Origin of the sequence: Variovorax sp. R-27 (assembly GCF_049913215.1) — a bacterium.
In the GTDB taxonomy this organism is placed as follows: Bacteria; Pseudomonadota; Gammaproteobacteria; order Burkholderiales; family Burkholderiaceae_C; genus Variovorax.
Window position 1 is genome coordinate 1,215,620 of sequence record NZ_CP183984.1, and the last position, 18,563, is coordinate 1,234,182.

The 18,563-nt window shown below is 67.3% G+C and carries 19 protein-coding genes; 12 read left to right on the forward strand and 7 right to left on the reverse strand.

Annotated features, from left to right (window positions below; genetic code table 11):
- The first annotated feature begins 55 nt into the window (after positions 1-55).
- The gene (locus ACN9MV_RS05415; RefSeq protein WP_307616345.1) at positions 56-1,279 is read left to right on the forward strand and encodes an MFS transporter; all 1,224 of its coding nucleotides are present in this window, start codon (positions 56-58) and stop codon (positions 1,277-1,279) included.
- Positions 1,280-1,290: 11 nt separating this feature from the next.
- Here the strand turns inward: ACN9MV_RS05415 and ACN9MV_RS05420 are convergent, their stop codons facing one another.
- Together ACN9MV_RS05420 and ACN9MV_RS05425 are read right to left on the reverse strand one after the other, a co-directional pair.
- Positions 1,291-1,665 (reverse strand): dihydroneopterin aldolase, encoded by a 375-nt coding sequence (locus ACN9MV_RS05420; protein ID WP_093056387.1) that lies wholly within the window; start codon positions 1,663-1,665, stop codon positions 1,291-1,293.
- Between the two features lie 11 nt (positions 1,666-1,676).
- Positions 1,677-2,456, reverse strand: coding sequence for an SDR family oxidoreductase (locus ACN9MV_RS05425; RefSeq protein ID WP_426391525.1), 780 nt, complete (start codon positions 2,454-2,456; stop codon positions 1,677-1,679).
- A 23-nt stretch (positions 2,457-2,479) separates the two neighbouring features.
- On the opposite strand from ACN9MV_RS05425, the gene ACN9MV_RS05430 reads away from it, so the two are divergent.
- The 5 genes from ACN9MV_RS05430 to ACN9MV_RS05450 all read left to right on the forward strand — a co-directional run bounded on the left by ACN9MV_RS05430 (position 2,480) and on the right by ACN9MV_RS05450 (position 7,945).
- Positions 2,480-3,595, forward strand: a complete 1,116-nt coding sequence (locus tag ACN9MV_RS05430; protein ID WP_426391526.1) for a class I SAM-dependent methyltransferase — start codon at positions 2,480-2,482, stop codon at positions 3,593-3,595.
- A 633-nt stretch (positions 3,596-4,228) separates the two neighbouring features.
- Positions 4,229-5,122: a TauD/TfdA dioxygenase family protein gene (locus ACN9MV_RS05435; protein ID WP_097200099.1), complete on the forward strand. Its 894-nt coding sequence runs from the start codon at positions 4,229-4,231 to the stop codon at positions 5,120-5,122.
- 22 nt (positions 5,123-5,144) lie between these two features.
- Positions 5,145-6,155, forward strand: coding sequence for an ABC transporter substrate-binding protein (locus tag ACN9MV_RS05440; protein WP_097200098.1), 1,011 nt, complete (start codon positions 5,145-5,147; stop codon positions 6,153-6,155).
- 3 nt (positions 6,156-6,158) lie between these two features.
- On the forward strand, positions 6,159-7,079 hold the full coding sequence (locus ACN9MV_RS05445; RefSeq protein WP_426391527.1) for an ABC transporter ATP-binding protein: 921 nt from the start codon (positions 6,159-6,161) through the stop codon (positions 7,077-7,079).
- The gene (locus ACN9MV_RS05450) at positions 7,076-7,945 is read left to right on the forward strand and encodes an ABC transporter permease (RefSeq protein ID WP_093078655.1); all 870 of its coding nucleotides are present in this window, start codon (positions 7,076-7,078) and stop codon (positions 7,943-7,945) included. Before ACN9MV_RS05445 ends, ACN9MV_RS05450 begins: the two co-directional genes overlap by 4 nt.
- On the opposite strand, the gene ACN9MV_RS05455 is transcribed toward ACN9MV_RS05450, so the two are convergent.
- On the reverse strand, positions 7,946-8,338 hold the full coding sequence (locus ACN9MV_RS05455; RefSeq protein WP_093172984.1) for a DUF5329 family protein: 393 nt from the start codon (positions 8,336-8,338) through the stop codon (positions 7,946-7,948). It lies immediately after the preceding gene.
- Positions 8,339-8,452: 114 nt separating this feature from the next.
- Between ACN9MV_RS05455 and hisN the strand changes: the two genes are divergently transcribed.
- Genes hisN through ACN9MV_RS05480 form a run of 5 tightly spaced genes read left to right on the forward strand, consistent with a single transcriptional unit; the run spans position 8,453 to position 12,378 of the window.
- On the forward strand, positions 8,453-9,229 hold the full coding sequence (gene hisN, locus ACN9MV_RS05460) for a histidinol-phosphatase (RefSeq protein ID WP_426391528.1): 777 nt from the start codon (positions 8,453-8,455) through the stop codon (positions 9,227-9,229).
- Between the two features lie 10 nt (positions 9,230-9,239).
- Positions 9,240-9,434, forward strand: coding sequence for a DUF2905 domain-containing protein (locus ACN9MV_RS05465; RefSeq protein ID WP_056509065.1), 195 nt, complete (start codon positions 9,240-9,242; stop codon positions 9,432-9,434).
- Between the two features lie 17 nt (positions 9,435-9,451).
- On the forward strand, positions 9,452-10,378 hold the full coding sequence (locus ACN9MV_RS05470; protein WP_426391529.1) for an ROK family protein: 927 nt from the start codon (positions 9,452-9,454) through the stop codon (positions 10,376-10,378).
- 30 nt (positions 10,379-10,408) lie between these two features.
- The gene (locus ACN9MV_RS05475) at positions 10,409-11,935 is read left to right on the forward strand and encodes a tetratricopeptide repeat protein (protein ID WP_426391530.1); all 1,527 of its coding nucleotides are present in this window, start codon (positions 10,409-10,411) and stop codon (positions 11,933-11,935) included.
- On the forward strand, positions 11,932-12,378 hold the full coding sequence (locus ACN9MV_RS05480; protein ID WP_093056135.1) for a DUF1877 family protein: 447 nt from the start codon (positions 11,932-11,934) through the stop codon (positions 12,376-12,378). Before ACN9MV_RS05475 ends, ACN9MV_RS05480 begins: the two co-directional genes overlap by 4 nt.
- A gap of 15 nt (positions 12,379-12,393) precedes the next feature.
- Here ACN9MV_RS05480 and ACN9MV_RS05485 read toward each other — a convergent pair whose 3' ends face one another.
- Positions 12,394-13,839, reverse strand: a complete 1,446-nt coding sequence (locus tag ACN9MV_RS05485; RefSeq protein WP_426391531.1) for a PLP-dependent aminotransferase family protein — start codon at positions 13,837-13,839, stop codon at positions 12,394-12,396.
- A gap of 172 nt (positions 13,840-14,011) precedes the next feature.
- Between ACN9MV_RS05485 and ACN9MV_RS05490 the strand changes: the two genes are divergently transcribed.
- Complete coding sequence (locus ACN9MV_RS05490) at positions 14,012-14,341, forward strand: hypothetical protein (protein ID WP_093172976.1); 330 nt, start codon at positions 14,012-14,014, stop codon at positions 14,339-14,341.
- 84 nt (positions 14,342-14,425) lie between these two features.
- On the opposite strand, the gene otsA is transcribed toward ACN9MV_RS05490, so the two are convergent.
- Genes otsA through otsB form a run of 3 tightly spaced genes read right to left on the reverse strand, consistent with a single transcriptional unit; the run spans position 14,426 to position 18,524 of the window.
- Positions 14,426-15,811 (reverse strand): alpha,alpha-trehalose-phosphate synthase (UDP-forming), encoded by a 1,386-nt coding sequence (otsA, locus tag ACN9MV_RS05495; RefSeq protein WP_093078665.1) that lies wholly within the window; start codon positions 15,809-15,811, stop codon positions 14,426-14,428.
- Positions 15,808-17,730, reverse strand: coding sequence for a glycoside hydrolase family 15 protein (locus ACN9MV_RS05500; RefSeq protein WP_093056129.1), 1,923 nt, complete (start codon positions 17,728-17,730; stop codon positions 15,808-15,810). The genes otsA and ACN9MV_RS05500 overlap by 4 nt, the downstream gene beginning before the upstream one ends.
- Positions 17,727-18,524, reverse strand: coding sequence for a trehalose-phosphatase (otsB, locus tag ACN9MV_RS05505; RefSeq protein WP_093056127.1), 798 nt, complete (start codon positions 18,522-18,524; stop codon positions 17,727-17,729). The genes ACN9MV_RS05500 and otsB overlap by 4 nt, the downstream gene beginning before the upstream one ends.
- Positions 18,525-18,563 lie beyond the last annotated feature (39 nt).

An 18,563-nucleotide genomic window follows, 5' to 3' on the forward strand; every position in this document is an offset into this window, starting at 1 on the left:
ACTGCCACCGCCCTGCAAACTCCGGTCCTTGCTTCTGGTTCTAAGGGTTAACACCATGTCTTCCATTCAATCAACGCATGAGCGACTGCCCGGGTCGCTGATCCTGCTGCTGGCCGCCAGCGCCGGCTTCGGTGTCGCGGCGCTCTACTACAGCCAGCCCATGCTGGGCGTGCTCGGGCCCGACATCGGCGCCTCGGCCCGTTCCGTGGGCTTCGTGCCCACGCTCACGCAGCTGGGCTATGCGCTCGGCATCCTGCTGCTCGCGCCGCTGGGCGACCGCTTCGACCGCCGCCGCATCATCCTCGTCAAGGCAACGGTGCTGGTGCTGGCGTTGCTCGGTGCAGCTTTTTCGCCCTCGGTCGGCCCGCTGCTGGCGGCCAGCCTCGTCATCGGCCTTGCCGCCACCATGGCGCAGGACGTGGTGCCGGCCGCCGCCACGCTGGCGCCCGAGGCGCACCGCGGCAAGATTGTCGGCACGGTGATGACGGGGCTGCTGCTGGGCATCCTGCTGTCGCGCGTGCTCAGCGGCTTCGTGGCCGAGCACTTCGGCTGGCGCACGATGTTCATGGTCGCGGCGGCCAGCATCGCGTTCATTGGCGTTGCCGCGGCGCGCGGCCTGCCGCACCTGCGCCCGACCACACAGCTGGGCTACGGCGCGTTGCTGGGCTCGCTGGCGGATCTGTGGAAGCGCCACAGCGCGCTGCGCCGCGCCGCCTTTGCGCAGGCCCTGCTGTCGGTGGGTTTCAGCGCCTTCTGGTCGACGCTGGCCGTGATGCTGCACGGCGCGCCCTTTCATCTGGGCAGCGCAGCTGCCGGCGCCTTCGGCCTGGCCGGCGCCGCGGGTGCGCTGGCCGCACCCCTCGCCGGGCGCCTTGCGGACCGCCGCGGCCCCGAACTGGTGATCCGCATGGGCGCCGTGCTGGTCGTGGTGTCGTTCGCGGCCATGCTGTTTGCACCGCTGATGGCGCCTGCCGCTCGGCTGGGGCTGATCGTGGCCAGCGCCATCGGCTTCGACTTCGGGTTGCAGGCCGCGTTGATCGCGCACCAGACCGTGGTCTACGGCATCGACCCCGGTGCGCGCAGCCGGCTCAATGCGGTGTTCTTCACCGGCGTGTTCATCGGCATGGCCACGGGTTCCGCGCTCGGCGCCCTGGTGCTGGCGCAGTGGGGCTGGTCGGCTGTGGCCTTGCTGGGGGCGGTGTCGGGGCTGGGTGCGCTTGCCGTGCGGATGTGGCCCGTGGCCGTCAAGCCCGCCGTGGCTTGTGGTTCAGCAGCCTGAAGGGCTGTTGCTCACCACTCGCCCGCTTCCATGCGGATCGCCACTTCGCAGTCGTCGAAGATTTCGAGCTTGGCGATCTTCACGCGCACGCCCACCACGCCGGGCAGCTGCAGCAGGCGCTGCACCAGCTTGCCGATCAGGCTTTCGAGCAGGTTGACGTGCTCGGCGGTGCACTCTTCGATGATGATGCGGCGCACCTTGCGGTAGTCGAGCACGTGGAAGATGTCGTCGTCCTGCGGCAGCAGCGGCTGCGGGCCGAGGTTGAGTTCGGCATCGACCAGGATCGGTTGCGGCGCCGTCTTCTCCTGCTCGAGGATGCCCAGGTTGGCGTCGAAGCGCAGGCCCTGGAGGGTGAGTGTCTGGTGGCCTTGCGAGGGAGTGGACATGGTGGTGGTGCTCACATGAGCGAGAAATCGCGCTCGAATTTCATCAGGTGCTGGCCGCCGTCCACCAGCAGCGTGGTGCCGGTGATCGAGCGGTTCTCCAGCGCGAACTTCACCGTGGCGACCACGTCGTCCGGGGTGGAGGAGCGGCCCAGCGGCGACAGCTTATGCAATTGCGCGAACTTGTCGTCGTCCAGCATGTGGCTCGCCAGCGTGAGGCCGGGCGCCACGCCCACCACGCGCACGCGAGGCGCGAGGGCCAGTGCCAGCATCGGCGTAGCGGCTTCGAGCGCGGCCTTCGACAGCGTGTAGCTCAGGAAGTCGGGGTTCGGGTTCCACAACTTCTGGTCGAGCAGATGGACAACCGCGCCTTGCGCGTTGCGCGCCGTCACGTGTTCATGCAGCGCCTGCGCCAGCAGGATGGCCGCGCCGGTGTTGCTGCGCGCATGGCGTTCCATGAGCGCATAGCCGAAGGTGGCGGCTTCGTCGTGCTCGAACAGCGCTGCGCTGTGCACCACGGCGTCGACGCTGCGAAAGCGCGCGACCACGCGGGGCAGCAGGGCGCGCGTGGCCTGTTCGTCTTCGAGGTCGGCGGCGAACAGGGCCGAGTCGCCCGAGAGTGCGGCGCAGTCGGCCACCGTCTGCTCGGCCTCGGCCAGCGAACTCCGGTAGTGCACCGCCACTTGCCAGCCGCCTGCGGCAAGCCCCAGCGCGATCTCGCGGCCCAGCCTGCGGCCTGCGCCCGTGACGAGAACGGTGCGGCGGGAGGCAGGGGCTTGGGAAGCGGGGCTCATGCGGGGAGAGGGAGAATGGCGCTGTGACGACAAAGACGACCCCCAGCAGTTTACCTACCGCCCTCGACCACCTCATCGCGCGTTCCGTCGAGCGCGCGGGTGGATGGATCGGGTTCGACCGCTTCATGGCACTCGCGTTGTATGCGCCCGGCCTGGGCTACTACGCCAACACTTCCGCCAAGTTCGGGCACATGCCTTCTTCGGGCAGCGACTTCGTGACGGCGCCGGAACTCACGCCGATGTTTGGCCAGACCCTGGCGGCTCAGGTGGCCGAGGCGCTGGAGAAGACGGGGACCGACACGGTGTGGGAATTCGGTGCTGGCTCTGGTGCGTTGGCGGTTCAGCTGCTGCATGCGCTCGACGAGATGGGGTGTACCGATGTGCGCTATCGCATCGTCGATCTGTCCGGCACGTTGCGGGAGCGGCAGCAACAGGCGCTGGTGCGGTATGCGGATCGTGTCGAGTGGCTGAGCGAACTGCCTGAGTCGATGGAAGGCGTGGTGGTCGGAAACGAAGTGCTCGATGCGATGCCTGTGCAATTGCTGGCGCGTGTGGGCGGGCAGTGGTTCGAACGCGGCGTGGTGCGCAATGCGAGCGACGACGGTTGGGCATGGGCGGACCGTTCCACCGAACTTCGCCCGCCGATCGAAGTGCCCGGCGAACACGACTACCTCACCGAGATTCATCCGCAGGCTCGGGCATTCATTGCCACGCTGGCGGATCGGCTTGGGAAGGGCGCGGCTTTTCTTATCGATTACGGTTTTCCCGAGGCCGAGTACTACCACCCGCAGCGGCATATGGGCACGGTGATGTGCCACCGGGCGCACCAGGCTGATGGCGATCCGCTGTCCGATGTGGGCTACAAGGACATCACTGCGCATGTCGACTTCACGGGTATTGCGCTGGCTGGGCAGGACGCGGGGCTTGAGGTGCTGGGCTATACGAGTCAGGCGCGGTTTCTGCTGAACTGTGGGTTGTTGGCTCGGATGGAAGCCGGGTCTGTTGCCGAGCGGGCGATGGCTGCGCGGTTGATCCATGAGCATGAGATGGGGGAACTGTTCAAGGTTGTCGGGTTTGCTGTTGGGGGGGCTTGGGATGCGATGGGGTTTGTTGATGGGGATCGCAGTCATACGCTTTGAGTGACTGTGGTTGTTTGTGTTCCGGGGCCGGGACTCGCCCCGGCGGGCGACCTACTTTTCTTTGCTTCGCCAAAGAAAAGTAGGCAAAAGAAAGGCGACCCCACTGTCTGCGACCCCTTCGCTGCGCTACGGGGCAACCTGCGGTGCTCGCGTTGCGCGGGGTCTCGCCCAAACTCGCTTCGCTCAGACAAGGGCGAGCCCTGATCCGCGAAACGCTGCGCTCCTCGGCGCAGCCAGAGGGGAGGGGGAGACGGAACGGGCCTTTGCTTCGCTCGGCTTGGTATTGGCTGTTGGATGTTCGGGGGCCGAGCGCAGCGAAGGCCTGCTGGGTTCCCCCATCCCTTCTGGCTGCGCCGAGGAGCGCAGACGTAGACGGGATCAGGGCCGCAGCTGTTTGAGCGAAGCGAGTTCTGCGGACCCCCGTCTACGTCGAGCACCGCAGGTTGCCCGAAGCGAAGCGAAGGGACGCAGACAGCAGGGTCGCCTTTTCTTTGCTTACTTTCTTTTGGCGAAGCAAAAGAAAGTGAGTCGGCCGCCGGGCCGAGACCCGGCCCCCGTCCCAAACATCCAAAGTCATAAGCTATCAACGAAGAGTTCGTTGGGAAACAACAAACCGGCCCCTACATTCCCGGCATGACAGCCGTTCTTTCCAGCAGCAGGCCCGAGCCCGCCGCACAGCACTTCGAAGTGCGCCCCTTCGATGCCCCGGTCGGCGCCGAAATCATCGGCCTTGACATCTCGAAGCCAATCAGCACCGAAGACTTCGTCCGAATCCACAAAGCCCACCTCGACCACCACGTCCTGGTATTCCGCGACCAGCAGATCACCCCGCAGGAGCACATCGACTTCAGCCGCCGCTTCGGCCCGCTCGAAATCCACGTCCTCCACCAGTTCCAGCTGAAGAACCACCCCGAGATCCTCATCGTCTCCAACATCAAGGAGAACGGCGAGCCCATCGGCCTTGGCGACGCAGGCGTCTACTGGCATTCCGACATTTCGTACAAACCCAACCCCAGCCTGGGCTCCCTGCTGCATGCGCAGGAGCTGCCGAGCGAAGGCGGCGACACGCTGTTCGCCGACCAGCATCTCGCGTGGGAGTCGCTGAGCCCCGAGCTGCAGCAGCGCGTCCTGCCGCTGAAGGCCGAGCACAGCTACCTCGCCAAGTACGAAGAGCTGCGCGCGAAGAACCCGTGGCGCCCCAAGCTCTCGCAAGCGCAGATCGATCAGGTCGCCCCAGCCGTCCAGCCCGTGGTGCGCACGCACCCCGAGACAGGCCGCAAGGCGCTGTTCGTCAGCGAGCACTTCACCACGCGCATCGTCGGTTTGCCGCAGGACGAAAGCGACGCCTTGCTCGCCGAGCTGTTCGCGCACAGCGTGAAGCCCGAGTTCGTGTACCGCCACCAGTGGGCGCCGCACGACCTCGTGTTCTGGGACAACCGCTCGCTGATGCACCTCGCAGCGGGCACGCCAGACCACCTGCGCCGCCGCCTCAACCGCACCACCATCGTCGGCGACACGCCTTTCTGATCTTTCTTCCGAACCACAGTCAATGAACCGCTTCACCCGCAAAGCCGCCGCGCTCGTCACCGGCCTCGGCCTTCTCGCCGGCAGCCTCGCTGCGCATGCTGAGGGCCAGATCCGCATCGCCGAGCAATTCGGCATCGTCTACCTGCTGCTCAACGTCGCGCAGGAGCAGAAGCTCATCGAGAAGCACGCGAAGGCCGCGGGCGTCGACGCCAAGGTCGAATGGGTCAAGCTCTCGGGCGGCTCGGCCGTCAACGACGCGCTGCTGTCCGGCAACATCGAGATCGCGGGCGCCGGCGTGGGCCCGCTGCTCACGCTGTGGGACCGCACCAAGGGCAAGCAGAACGTGAAGGGCGTGGCCTCGCTGGGCAACTTTCCGTATTACCTGGTGAGCAACAACCCGAACGTGAAGACGATCGCCGACTTCACCGACAAGGACCGCATCGCGCTACCCGCCGTGGGCGTGTCGGTGCAGTCGCGCGTGCTGCAGTTCGCCTCGGCCAAGCTGTGGGGCGACAAGGAGTTCAACCGGCTCGACAAGATCAGCGTGGCGCTGCCGCACCCCGATGCGGCTGCGGCCATCATCAAGGGCGGCACGGAGATCACGGGGCACTTCGGCAATCCGCCGTTCCAGGAGCAGGAGCTCGCGGGCAATCCGAACGCGCACATCGTGCTCAACTCGTACCAGGTGCTGGGCGGTCCATCGTCGGCGACGGTGCTCTATGCCACCGAGAAATTCCGCAGCGAGAACCCGAAGACGTACAAGGCCTTTGTCGATGCGCTCGACGAGGCGGCGAAGTTCGTCACGGCCAACCCTGAGAAGGCGGCCGACATCTACCTGAAGGTGAGCAACGCGAAGCTCGACCGCGATCTGCTGCTGAAGATCATCAAGAACCCCGAAGTGCAGTTCAAGACCACGCCGCAGAACACGTATCCGCTGGCGGAGTTCATGCACCGTGTGGGCGCGATCAAGAACAAGCCGGCTTCGGTGAAGGATTACTTCTTCGACGATGCGCAGAATTCGTCGGGGAATTGATCGATGAGCACGGCAGCGGCTTTGCCTTCCCGGGGTGACTCCCTCTCACATCGGGAGAGGGCAGGGGTGAGGGGGGAGCCTCTGGCATCGCCACCCGCCCTCACCCCAACCCTCTCCCGCGAGCGAGAGAGGGAGAGGGGGCAAGAAAGCGCACCGCTGCTACAGGTGGACAAGGTCAGCCTCGAATACCGTACCCCCGAGCGAGTCGTCCGCGCCACGCACCGCGTGAGTTTCGATGTCCACGCCGCCGACCGTTTCGTGCTGCTCGGCCCCTCGGGCTGCGGCAAGTCCACGCTGCTGAAGGCCGTGGCGGGCTTCATCCCGCCGGTCGAAGGCGAAATCCGCCTCGAAGGCCAGCGGGTGACACAGCCCGGCCCCGACCGCATCGTTGTGTTCCAGGAGTTCGACCAGCTGCCGCCGTGGAAGACCGTGAAGCAGAACGTGATGTTCCCGCTGCTGGCTTCGCGCACGCTCGGCAAGAAGGAAGCCGCCGAACGCGCGCTGCACTACCTCGACAAGGTCGGCCTTGCAAAGTTTGCCGATGTGCATCCGCACCAGCTTTCAGGTGGCATGAAGCAGCGCGTGGCGATTGCACGCGCGCTCGCGATGCAGCCGCGCGTGCTGCTGATGGACGAACCCTTTGCCGCACTCGACGCGCTCACGCGCCGCAAGATGCAGCAGGAACTGCTCGAGCTGTGGGACGAGGTGCGCTTCACGCTGCTGTTCGTCACGCATTCGATCGAAGAGGCTCTGGTGGTGGGCAACCGCATCGCTTTGCTGTCGCCGCACCCGGGGCGCATGCGCGCCGAGATCAACAGCCACGGCTTTTCGCTTGCGAGCCTGGGTGGCGCCGAGTTCCAAAACACGGCGCAGCGCATCCACGACATGCTTTTCGAAGAAGAGCACGAGGAGGCCGCGGCATGAGTGCCATCGTTCCTCCCATCCGCCCCGAATACGAGCGCACGCTCGAGCCCTTCACCGAGCTGCCGGTCGAACGCACGCTGCCCCTGGGCGCGCGCATCTGGTCGCAGGCCTGGCTGCGCAAGGGGCTGATCCTCGCCGTCATCGCCGTGCTGTGGGAGCTTGCAGCCCGCTGGCAGAACAACGACCTGCTGCTGCCCACCTTCACCGCCACGGCGAGCGCGCTGTTCGAAGGGCTTGCCAGCGGCGAGCTGATCGAGAAGGTGCGTATCTCGCTGGCCGTGCTGCTACAGGGCTACCTCGCCGGCGTGCTGCTGGCATTCGCGCTCACCACGCTCGCCGTGTCGACGCAGATCGGCCGCGACCTGCTGGACACGCTAACTTCGATGTTCAACCCGCTGCCCGCCATCGCGCTGCTGCCGCTGGCGCTGCTGTGGTTCGGGCTGGGGCGCGGCAGCCTCGTGTTCGTGCTGATCCATTCGGTGCTGTGGCCGCTGGCGCTCAACACCTATGCGGGCTTCCAGGGCGTGCCCGAAACGCTGCGCATGGCGGGGCGCAACTACGGGCTGAAGGGCCTGCGCTACGTGCTGCAGATCCTGGTGCCGGCTGCGCTGCCGTCGATCCTGTCGGGCCTGAAGATCGGCTGGGCCTTTGCCTGGCGTACGCTGATCGCGGCCGAACTGGTGTTCGGCGCCTCGTCGGGCAAGGGCGGGCTGGGCTGGTACATCTTCCAGAACCGCAACGAGCTGTACACCGACCGCGTGTTCGCGGGCCTTGCGATGGTGGTGCTGATCGGCCTGCTGGTCGAGAGCCTGGGCTTCAAGACGCTGGAGCGGCTCACGGTGCGCCGCTGGGGGCAGCAGCGCTAGCTAGCCGCTGGTCTTCTTCGCGGCTTGCCGCATCGAGCGCAGCTCGCCGTTGAGGAACTCGTTGGCGTCGCGCACCGTGCCGTTGTTGAGCTTCACCTTGTAGGCCTGCCCCGTCATCTCCGAGCGCGAGGCGCAGCGCTCGATGAAGTCTTCGGCCGTCACCAGCTCCTTTTTGAAGTAGTCGTACTTCGCCTGCATGTGCTTGGCGGCGTCGGCGGCGGTGTATTCGTTGCCGTTGCGCAGGAAGACCATGGCCGACATCTTCGAGACGCGCTGGATCAGCGTGTCGATCAGCTTGTCCTCGGCGTCGGAAGGGGTGGCGTGCGCCAGCAGGGCCGAGGCGCCTAGCAGGAGGGCGAGCAGCGTGGTGCGCAGGAATTTGAGCGAGGCCATTTGTTTTGTCTCCTGGCAATTTTCGGGCCATGCTAGGACTGGCGCCCCCGCCGTGTCAAACCCGGCCCGGCTCGGGTCTAATCGCAGGTTTTGGCATGTGTTAACCACTCTCCCATGAGCTCCTCGACCCCCGATCTTTCGTCGATTGCCCAGGCGCTGGCCGATGCCGCCGCAGCGCAGTCGATGCACTACTTTCGTACGCCGCTGGACATCATCACCAAGGCCGACGAAAGCCCGGTCACGCTGGCCGACCGCGCCGCCGAGACGGCCATGCGCGAAATCCTTGGCGCGCGCGTGCCTGCCGACGGCATCTACGGCGAGGAGCACGGCCCCGAGCGGCTCGACGCAGAGCGCGTCTGGGTGCTCGACCCCATCGACGGCACGCGCAGCTTCATCACCGGCTCGCCGCTGTGGGGCACGCTGATCGGTGTGCTGCAGGGCGGCCGCATCGTGCTGGGCGTGGTCGACATGCCGGTGCTCAAGGAGCGCTGGATCGGCGAGGCCGGCAAGGGCGCCACGCGCGACGGCCAGCCCGTGCGCGCCAGCAGCTGCACCGAGGTGGCCAAGGCCCGCATCGTCACCACCTCGCCCGACATCTTCGCGCCGGCCGACTGGACTGCCTTCGACCGGCTCAGCCGCCAGTGCGCGATGCGCCGCTTCGGCGGCGACTGCTACGGCTACGCCCAGCTGGCGGGCGGCACCATCGACCTCGTGGTCGAGACTGGCCTGCAGCCTTACGACTACCTCGGCCCCGCCGGTCTGATCGAGGCCGGGGGCGGCGTCATCACCGACTGGCAGGGCCAGCCGCTGGGGCTGAAGTCAGACGGGCGGGTGATCGCGGCGGCAACGCCCGAACTCCACCGGCAAGCGATGGCCATCCTCTCGGCCTAGACTGTCGAACATGTTCCGCTGGCTGATCGTCGTCGTCCTCGCACTGGTGCTCATGAGCGGCCTGACCGCCTGGCTGCGCCGCTTCGGCTTCGGACGACTGCCCGGCGATTTCGAGTTCCGCGCCTTCGGCCGCGAGTGGCAACTGCCGATTGCCAGCACCGTGGTGCTCAGCATGATCGCGGCGCTGGTCGCGCGTCTTCTGTAGAGAAAAGACAAACAGCAATGAGAGCCTGCGTAGACATCGGCGGCACCAAGGTGGCCGTAAGCCTTTCCGCTTCGAGCGACGCGCCGCTGATTGGCCGCCGCAGCGAGCCCACGGCCAAGACCGGCGACAACGACGCGGTGGCGGTGCAGATCATGCGGATGATCGACGAGGTCTGCGCGGAGCAAGGCATCGATGCCGCAACCATCGACCGCGTGGGCGTGTCGTCGGCCGGGCCCTTCGAGCTGCGCGAGGGCAAGGTCGAACTGGCCACGCCCAACATCTGCGGCGGCATCGCCGGCCCGGCGCGCGGCCTGCCCAACACATGGATGACTGCGCTGGTCGAGGCGCCGCTGGCAAAGCGCTTCGCCCGCGTGCGGGTCGAGAACGATGCGGTCGCCGCGCTGGAGGCCGAGCGCCACTGGGGCGCGCTCAAGGGGCTGGACGATTGTGCCTACGTTACGTGGAGCACCGGCGTCGGCGTCGGCCTGTGCGTGGACGGCCGCGCGCTGCGCGGCAAGAACGGCAACGCCGGCCATGCGGGCCACAGCTTCGTGGTGGACGACGCCAGCGGGGCGCTGTGCGGCTGCGGCAACGTCGGCGACGTCGAAGGGCTGATTGCCGGCAACTCGATCGCCCGGCGCTTCGGCCAGCCCGCGGCCGATCTGTTCAGCTCGGCCGCGGCTGGCGAGCCGCATTCGCTGGAAATCGTCGACGCGCTGTGCAGGGTGATGGGCCGCATGCTCTACAACCTGATCGCCACGCTCGACCTGCAGCGCGTCAGCCTGGGCGGCAGCGTGTTCTGGCACCACCGCGACTTTCTGCTGCCGAGGCTGCAGGCGCATGTAGACGGCAAGCTGCCGCCGCTCACGCAGGGCGTGCGCCTCGTGCCCGCCGGCCTGGGCGACAAGGTCGGCGACTACGCCGCACTGGCGCTGCTCGACTGAACGGCCACATCGTACGATCCGGCGAACATCATGACCCTGCTGCCTCGCCGTCGCTCCTATGCCTACTTGTTGTGGCTGGTGGGCGGTTTCATCGGGGCGCATCGCTTCTATCTCGGGAGCTACCTGGGCGGCGCGGCGCAACTGGCGCTGCTGCTGTATGGCGTTGCCGGCCTGCCGGGATCGCGCTTCGGCCTGGCGCTTGTGCTGCCGTGGATGCTGTTCGACGTCTACTGGATCTACCGGCGGATGAAGCAGCAGGACGGGGCCGCTGTCGAAGATGGTGAAGAAGCTCCGGCCCGCCAGCGCGCCCGTCGCGCCGGGACACGAGAGGCCAAGGAATACGACCTCGCCGCCCTCGCCGAAGCCAACAAGCTGCAGGAGCGCTTCGTGGCCGCCGCCGAGGCCGAAGACTGGGCCGGCGCCGTTGCCATCGCCGAGCAGATCGTCGCCACCGCGCGCCGCGTGTTCAAGGGCCCGCACCAGAACCTCGCGATGACGCTGTGCATGCTCGGCCAGGCCTGCTACCAGTTCAAGGCCTTCGACAGGGCCCGGGCCAGCCTGGAGGAAAGCCTTTCCATCGGCCGCAAGATCGGCATGCCGGCGGAAGACATGGACATCGCCCGCAAGGCGCTGGACCTGACCCTGACCGGCATCGCCGAACGCAAGGCCCACGGCGCTGCATCCGACGAAGAAGGCGCGCTGCTGAACCTGCTCGAAGACCGCGACGCGCGCTACCGCGACGCACTGGCCCAGGGCGACCTGCCCCGGGCCGAGAAGTTCTGCGCCGAAGCCGTCGCCGCCAGTCGCCGGCTGTACGGCGGCGCGGACAGGGCCGTGGTGCTCCAGCTGGCCAGCTATGCGGAACTGTGCCGCCGGCTGCAGTGGTACGACAAGGCACAGGCCTCGGCGGACGAAGCCCTGGCCATGATCGGGCTGCTCGGCCTCGACGACAGCTGGCGGCGCGGGCCGACCAACACCCTGGCGCTGCTGCATGCCGCGGCCGGGCGGGCCGAAGAGGCCGAAGCGCTCTACAAGAAGACCATCGCCATGGCGGTGGCCGAAGCCCGGGGCGGCTCCAGCGATGGCGTGGTGCGCGCATTCAACAACCTGGCGTTTCTCTATGCCGAGTCCGGCCAGGACGCCAAAGCCGAGCTTTGCTACGCGCGCGCCCTCGTGCATCTGGACAAGCTCCCGCCGGGCGAGGGCGACGCCGAACTGCACTCCGACATGCTCAACAACTTCGCCAGCCTGTTCATGGCGCGCCGCGAATTCGACAAGGCCAGGCCGCTGTTCGAGCGCTCGCTCGACATCCAGCAGGGCAACTGCCGGGGCATTTCCCAGGCGGCCGCAACCGCCCACAACGACCTGGGCCTGATCGCGCAGGAAGAGGGCGACTTGCGCCAGGCGCTGATGCATTTCAAGCGCACGCTGCTGCTCAACCAGATCTGCGCGCCCGACCACTTCAGGAACATCGACAACGCGCAGCGCAACATCGACAGCGTGAGCATGGTGCTCGCCACGGTCGCTCGCGCCGCACGCATGGAACCCAGCACATGAGCATCGGCGGCGCCTTCTACGCCCTGGACCGCTACCGGCTGCGCGCGCTGGTGATCGATCCGTCCACCGTGTCGGGCTTCCTGCATTCGCCAGCCGCGCAGGGCGGCCCGCACGACAGCCAGACAGTGGAGCAGGCCTGGGACGTGGTGCGCACGCTGCTGCCCGAGGCGGTGGACGGCGAGGAGCTCGACGGCACCGACGGGCTGGGCTGCATCTATCTCACGGCCGCTCACGTCGAGCGCACCGCGGCCCGGCTCGCGCAGCGCGACGTGGCGGAACTGATGGGCCGTTTCACCGGCGAGCCGGCGAAGTTCAGCGAACTCTACTGGGCCAAGGTCTGGCAGGACGGCGCCCGGGACCTCGAGGGCTTCATGGAAGGTGTGAAGCGCTTCTTCGCCGGCGCGGCCGCAAGGCGCGACGCCGTCGTGTTCTACATCGTCTGAATCGCCGGCTGGCTGCTAGTGCGGCGGCCGCACGGCCGACACGATCTCGCCCAGCCGCTGCAGCCCCGCATCCACCGCCTTCGAATATGGCCAGCCGCAGTTGATGCGCAGGTAGTTGTCGAAGCGCCCCGAGTTCGAAAACTGTGCGCCCGGCGCCACCAGCATGTGTTCGCGCAGCGCCGCGTCGAACACGTCCACCGACGAGCGTTGCCCGGGCAGCTCGACCCACAGCTGCAGCCCGCCGCGCGGCAGGTTCAGCCGCGTGCCCGACGGAAAGTATTTGGCGATGGCATCCGCCGTCTGGTCGCGCTGCACGTGCAGCCGCTCGCGCAGCCGGCGCAGGTGGCGGTCGTAGCCGCCGCTCGCGACGAACTCGCCCGCGGCGATCTGCGCCAGCGCCTCGTTGTTGCGGGTCTGCGCGTACTTGAGCATTTCCACCTGCGCGTGCCAGCGCCCGGCGGTGATCCAGCCCAGCCGCAGCCCCGGCGCCAGCACCTTGTGCAGCGAGGCGCAATAGATCACGTTGCCCGTGCGGTCCCACGACTTCACCGCGCGCAGCGGCGCGTCGCTTTCCACGAGGTCGCTGTAGGTGTCGTCTTCGACGAGCGCGATGCCGTGGCTCTCGCACAGGTGCACCAGCCGCTGCTTGTGGGCGTCGGGCATCACGCTGCCGATGGGGTTCTGCAGGTGCGGCACCACTACCACGGCCTTGATGTCGTCGTAGGTGTGGATGGCGAGGTCGAGCGCTTCCAGGGAGATGCCCGTTTGCGGGCTGGTCGGAATCTCCAGCGCGCGCAGCCCCAGGCTTTCGAGCACCTGCAGCAGGCCGTAGAAGGTGGGCGACTCCACGGCCACCGTGTCGCCGGGCTTGGCGATGGCGCGCAGCGCGAGGTTCAGCGCCTCGATGCAGCCGTTGGTGACGAGCACTTCGTCGGGCGGCACCGTCATGCCCACGCGCAGGCTGCGCTGTGCCAGCGCTTCGCGAAACTGCTCGTGGCCCTTCTGCGACGAGGCGGTGGTCAGCAGCTCGGGTCGCTGGCGCAGTGCGCGCGTCATCGAGTTGCGCAGGGCCTCGGCGGGATACAGCTCGGGAGCCGCGCGGGCGATGGCGAAGTTGAGCTTCACGCCCGTGTGCCGGCCACGCGCCATGAAGTTGGCCATGCGTGTGCGCATGCTGACGAACTGCGCGGGGTCGGGCGGCACGTCGGCAATCGGCTCTTCCATCGGCGCGATGGCCAGCCGCTGTGGCCGCCGCACGAAGTAGCCCGAACGGTCGCGGGCCTCGACCCAGCCGTCGCTTTCCATGGCTCGGCAGACCTGCAGCGCGGTCGACAGGCTGATGTCGTGCAGCCGCATCAGGCTGCGCAGCGAGGGCAGCTTGTCGCCCTGCTTGAGGGAGCCGGTGTGGATCGCGTCCACATAGTGCGCGGAGAGCTGGCGGTAGAGCGGTAGCGAGTCCATGGGGTCGATGTTCCCCGTATCGGGCATCCGAAAACAGATGCAGTTGCTAGGGAAAACGACCATAACAGATGCGTCGGCGGCACCGCTGTTACGGTCGCAATAGCCATGGCGTGTGCCTGTTTTTTAGGCGACGGAATTTCTACGATGAACCCTCATTCACCCGAGGTTCGCCATGATCACCACCCTCTCCCAAGCGCCCGATTCCATCGTTCTGGAACCCGGCCAGTCCCTGCGCACCTCGGTCGATGCCGGGGCCTGGCTCCAGTTGGCCGAGGGCCGCGCCCGGGTCGTGTCGCCGCCCGGATGGTTCGGCGAGACCGTGTTCATGGCCGAGACGCTGCTCGAGGAAGGCGAGGTGCATCGGCTGCCGCACGGCGGCTGGATCGAAGTGTCTGCGCTGACGCCGGTGCATTTGCGGGTGCACGTGCCGCTGGTTGCGCAGGTTTCGGCCGTGGAGGCGCGGCCTGTGATGCGCTTTGTGCGTCTGCTTACTGGCTGGTAGGGGACTTGTTCGGGGTGCGTGCGAATGACACCGGGTACTCCCCTCCGCGAATGTCCCCCGTCGGCGTGATCGCACCCCGAACAATCAACGTTCGCTAGCCGCTTCCCGCAGCGCCTCGAGAAAGCTATTCCGCCACCAGTGAATATCCTGCTCACGAATACGCGACAACAACTTCTGGTGCCGCTCCCGCCGCTCCTCCAGCGGCATCTGCAGCGCCTGCTGAACAGTTTCCGCCGTGCCGTGCGTGTCGTACGGATTCACCAGCAGCGCTTCCTTCAACTGCTCGGCCGCTCCCGCAAAGCGTGACAGCACCAGCACGCCCGGGTCCGCCGGGTCCTGCGCCGCGATGTATTCCTTCGCGACGAGGTTCATGCCGTCGCGCAGTGGCGTTACAAGCCCCACGGCCGCCGCGCGGCACAGCCCTGGCACACGCTTGCGCGCCACCATGCGGTGGATGTAGCGCACCGGCATCCAGTCGAGTTCGCCGTAGTCGCCGTTGATGGCACCGCAGAGCGATTCGAGCTCGCGCCGGATGTCGCCATACGCGTCGACCGTCTCGCGCGTGGGCGAGGCGATCTGGATCAGCGTGGCGCTGCGCCGGTTCTCGGGGTAGTTGGCCAGCAGCTCGCGGAACGAACGCACCCGCTGCGGAATACCCTTGGAGTAGTCGAGCCGGTCGATGCCCAGCAGCAGCCGGCGGCTCGAATACTCGCGCTTCATGGTCTCGTACATGTCGCGCGATTCTTTTGCATGCGTGAGCGCCGCGAATTCGTCGACGTCGATGCCGATGGGAAAGGCGCTGCTTCGCACCGTCTGCCCGTAGGCGCGGTACATGTCGTTGCCCAGGTACTCGCCGTGAGCCTCGTTGCGCACGTAGTGCTCGAAGTGCTGCACGTCCTGCTGCGCCTGGAAGCCGATCAGGTCGTACGAGAACAGCGAGCGCATCAGCCATTCGTGCTGCGGAATGGCCGCGGTGATGATCTGCGGCGGCAGCGGAATGTGCAGGAAGAAGCCGATGCGCTGCCTGCAGCCCATGGCGCGCAGCTCGGCTGCCAGCGGGATCAGGTGGTAGTCGTGCACCCAGATGATGTCGTCTTCCTTCAGCAGCGGCAGCAGCTTGCGTGCGAACAGCTGGTTCACGCGCCGGTAGCCGCCGATGAAGCCGGCGTCGAAGTGCGCCAGGTCGAGCCGGTTGTGGAACACCGGCCAGAGCACGTCGTTGCTGTAGCCGAGGTAGTAGCTGTCGTGGTCTTCGCGGCTCAGGTCGATGGTGGCCAGCGTTACCTTGCCGGCCTGCTGCCGGTGCAGTTCGCCTTCGCCCGTGGGGCCGCCTTCGACGACCTGTCCGCTCCAGCCGAACCACATGCCGCCGCTTTGCTGCAGGCTTTCGCCGAGCGCCACGGCCAGTCCGCCGGCTGCCGGCTTGCGTGGGTCCGCCACGCGGTTTGAAACGACAACAAGACGACTCATATGCACGAATCCCAGGGAGCGGACAGGCGCACGGCCGCGTTGATGATGCCGACCATCGAATAGGTCTGCGGAAAGTTGCCCCACATCTCGCCCGTGACCGGGTGCGTGTCTTCCGACAGCAGGCCCAGCGGGTTGCGCGCGGCGAGCATGGTCTCGAAGATCTGGCGCGCCTCGGCCTTGCGGCCGATCTTGGCGAGTGCGTCGATGCGCCAGAAGGTGCAGATGTTGAAGGCGGTCTCGGGCTTGCCGAAGTCGTCGGCGGCCTCGTAGCGGCGCATGTAGGGGCCGTCGCACAGCGACTTTTCCATTGCATCGACCGTTGAGATGAAGCGGGGGTCGCGCGCGTCGATCAGGCCGACCTCCACCATCAGCAGGATGCTCGCGTCGAGCTCGTGCCCGCCGAAGCTCTCCGCAAAGGCCTGGCGCTCTTCGCACCACGACTTGGCGAGGATCTCTTCCTTCATGCGCGCGGCATGGCCGTGCCAGTAGGCGGCGCGCTCGGGCAGGTGCAGCGCGCGGGCGATCTTGCTGAGCCGGTCGCAGGCCGCCCAGCTCATCAGCGCCGAGCTGGTGTGCACGCGTGCGCGCGTGCGCAGCTCCCACATGCCCGCGTCGGGCGTGCCGTAGACGCGCACCGCCTGTTCGCCCACCGCCTCGAGGTGCGGAAACTCCGCCAGCCCCGCGCGGCTGAGCAGCCGGTGATCGTGAAAGGCCTGCGCCGCGCCGAGCACGATGTTGCCGTACACGTCGTGCTGGAAATGCTCCTGCGCCTGGTTGCCCACGCGCACCGGGCCCATGCCGCGGTAGCCCGCCAGGTTCTCGACAAAGGACTCGGGCAGCTCGCGCTCCAGCCCGATGCCGTACAGCGGCTGGATGTGCTCGCCGTGCGAGCCGATCACCACGTTGCCCAGCCAGCGCAGGTAGTCTTCCATGGTGCCCACTTCGCTCAGGGAATTGAGCGCGCGCACCACGAAGAATGCGTCGCGCAGCCAGCAGTAGCGGTAGTCCCAGTTGCGCTGGCTGCCCGGCGCCTCGGGAATGCTGGTGGTCATGGCGGCGACGATGGCGCCGGTGTCCTCGTACAGCGAGAGCTTCAGCGTGATGGCCGCGCGGATCACCGCCTCCTGGTACTCGAAGGGAATGGCCAGGCGCTTGCTCCAGGTGCGCCAGTAGGAGATGGTTTCCTGCTCGAACTTGCGCGCGGTGTCGGCAATGCCGTCGAGCAGCGTCTCGTCCACGCCGAACATGAAGTTGTATTCGCGCGAGAGCACGAAGGGCTGGCGCGAGAGGATGTGCGAGATCGATGCGTCGGTGTTCAGCCGCAGCGTCACGTCGGGGCCCACGTAGCGAATGTGGTTGCTGCCGCGCGTAACCTCCACCGGCGCCGAGGCGCCCCACTGGAAGCGCGGATCGAGCGACACGCGGATGCGCGGCGCGCCGGCAATCGGCCGCACGCGGCGCACCATCATCAGCGGGCGGAAGTAGCGCGAGCGGCTGTAGAAGCGCGGCGCGAAGTCGGTGATCTCCACGCCCTGGCCCGCGCTGTCGAACAGCTGCGTGCGCAGCACGGCCGTGTTCGGCTCGTACCACTGCTTGGCCTCGGCGAAGTCTTCGATGTCGATGCTCCACGCACCCGCATCTTCGCCGGGGTGCAGCAGGGCGTTGAACACCGGGTCGCCGTCGAAGCGCGGCAGGCAGCACCACACGGCACGGCCGCGCGCGTCGATGAGTGCGCTGTAGGCGCAGTTGCCGATCACGCCGACGTTGAGCGAAGGCTCGGCCGGCGGGGCAAAGCCGCGCGGGCCGGGTGCTGCGGCTGCCTGCATGTCGGCCGGCGCGCGGTCGTCCGGGCCGGCCGCGCCTGCCAGCGCCTGGCCGGCGCGATCCTCGGGCGCCACCGGCAGTTGTTGTTCGCTCATCGGGGGCTCCTCGGGGATTCTTCGTTGGTTTTTGCGGGTTTTTGCGTCGCCAGCATGTCGCGTGCCTGCACCAGCCATTCGTAGACGGCGCGCGGCGATTCGAGCCGGTGCAGCGCCAGGCTCGGCCCCGAGCCGACCTTGATGGCGATGCCGCCGCGCGGCTGCACTACCGCAAAGCCGCTTTCATCGGTGGTGTCGTCGCCCAGAAAGACCGGCGTGCGGCCCGCGAACGGCGCCTCGGTCATGAAGGCGTCGATGGCGATGCCCTTGTTGACACCCGTGGGCTTTACCTCGAACACGAACTTGCCGTGCATGAGTTCGAGCTGCGGATGGTTTTCGATGGCGCGCGACATCGCGTCGCGGCATACGGCTTCGAGCTGCGGCGCGAGCCGGTAGTGCAGGGCGATGGCGGCGTGCTTGCGCTCCACCAGCAGGCCTTCGTGCACGCGCGCGAGTTCGTTGGCAATTTCGAGGATGGGAATGAGATCGGGCGGGCGCTGCTCCTGCGTGTGGCCGCTGGCGTTGCGGCGCTGCACGCCGTGCTCGCCGGCCGCGGGCAGCCGCAGCGGTGCGAGAAAGCGGTCGATGGAGTCGATCTGGCGGCCCGACACCACGGCAAGCGCGCCGCCGAGCTGGTCGCGCAGGTCGCTCAGCAGAGGCACGAGGGCAGGCGGAATCTCGATGGCTTCAGGCGTGGGCGCAAGCCCGACCAGCGTACCGTCGAAGTCGAGGAAGAGGGCTGCATCCCGGCCCAACGGAGGAGGCAACTGCAAGTTGCTGGAGGACTTTGGCATCGGGAAAAACCTTAACACGCGTCGAAGCATGCGCGTGTC

Excerpts from the sequence above, each read along its gene's own strand:
- ACN9MV_RS05415 (WP_307616345.1), top strand. The coding sequence starts at position 56 with ATGTCTTCCATTCAATCAACGCATGAGCGACTGCCCGGGTCGCTGATC.
- ACN9MV_RS05420 (WP_093056387.1), bottom strand. The coding sequence starts at position 1,665 with ATGTCCACTCCCTCGCAAGGCCACCAGACACTCACCCTCCAGGGCCTG.
- ACN9MV_RS05425 (WP_426391525.1), bottom strand. The coding sequence starts at position 2,456 with ATGAGCCCCGCTTCCCAAGCCCCTGCCTCCCGCCGCACCGTTCTCGTC.
- ACN9MV_RS05435 (WP_097200099.1), top strand. The coding sequence starts at position 4,229 with ATGACAGCCGTTCTTTCCAGCAGCAGGCCCGAGCCCGCCGCACAGCAC.
- ACN9MV_RS05440 (WP_097200098.1), top strand. The coding sequence starts at position 5,145 with ATGAACCGCTTCACCCGCAAAGCCGCCGCGCTCGTCACCGGCCTCGGC.
- ACN9MV_RS05445 (WP_426391527.1), top strand. The coding sequence starts at position 6,159 with ATGAGCACGGCAGCGGCTTTGCCTTCCCGGGGTGACTCCCTCTCACAT.
- ACN9MV_RS05450 (WP_093078655.1), top strand. The coding sequence starts at position 7,076 with ATGAGTGCCATCGTTCCTCCCATCCGCCCCGAATACGAGCGCACGCTC.
- ACN9MV_RS05455 (WP_093172984.1), bottom strand. The coding sequence starts at position 8,338 with ATGGCCTCGCTCAAATTCCTGCGCACCACGCTGCTCGCCCTCCTGCTA.
- hisN (WP_426391528.1), top strand. The coding sequence starts at position 8,453 with ATGAGCTCCTCGACCCCCGATCTTTCGTCGATTGCCCAGGCGCTGGCC.
- ACN9MV_RS05465 (WP_056509065.1), top strand. The coding sequence starts at position 9,240 with ATGTTCCGCTGGCTGATCGTCGTCGTCCTCGCACTGGTGCTCATGAGC.
- ACN9MV_RS05470 (WP_426391529.1), top strand. The coding sequence starts at position 9,452 with ATGAGAGCCTGCGTAGACATCGGCGGCACCAAGGTGGCCGTAAGCCTT.
- ACN9MV_RS05475 (WP_426391530.1), top strand. The coding sequence starts at position 10,409 with ATGACCCTGCTGCCTCGCCGTCGCTCCTATGCCTACTTGTTGTGGCTG.
- ACN9MV_RS05480 (WP_093056135.1), top strand. The coding sequence starts at position 11,932 with ATGAGCATCGGCGGCGCCTTCTACGCCCTGGACCGCTACCGGCTGCGC.
- ACN9MV_RS05485 (WP_426391531.1), bottom strand. The coding sequence starts at position 13,839 with ATGGACTCGCTACCGCTCTACCGCCAGCTCTCCGCGCACTATGTGGAC.
- ACN9MV_RS05490 (WP_093172976.1), top strand. The coding sequence starts at position 14,012 with ATGATCACCACCCTCTCCCAAGCGCCCGATTCCATCGTTCTGGAACCC.
- otsA (WP_093078665.1), bottom strand. The coding sequence starts at position 15,811 with ATGAGTCGTCTTGTTGTCGTTTCAAACCGCGTGGCGGACCCACGCAAG.
- ACN9MV_RS05500 (WP_093056129.1), bottom strand. The coding sequence starts at position 17,730 with ATGAGCGAACAACAACTGCCGGTGGCGCCCGAGGATCGCGCCGGCCAG.
- otsB (WP_093056127.1), bottom strand. The coding sequence starts at position 18,524 with ATGCCAAAGTCCTCCAGCAACTTGCAGTTGCCTCCTCCGTTGGGCCGG.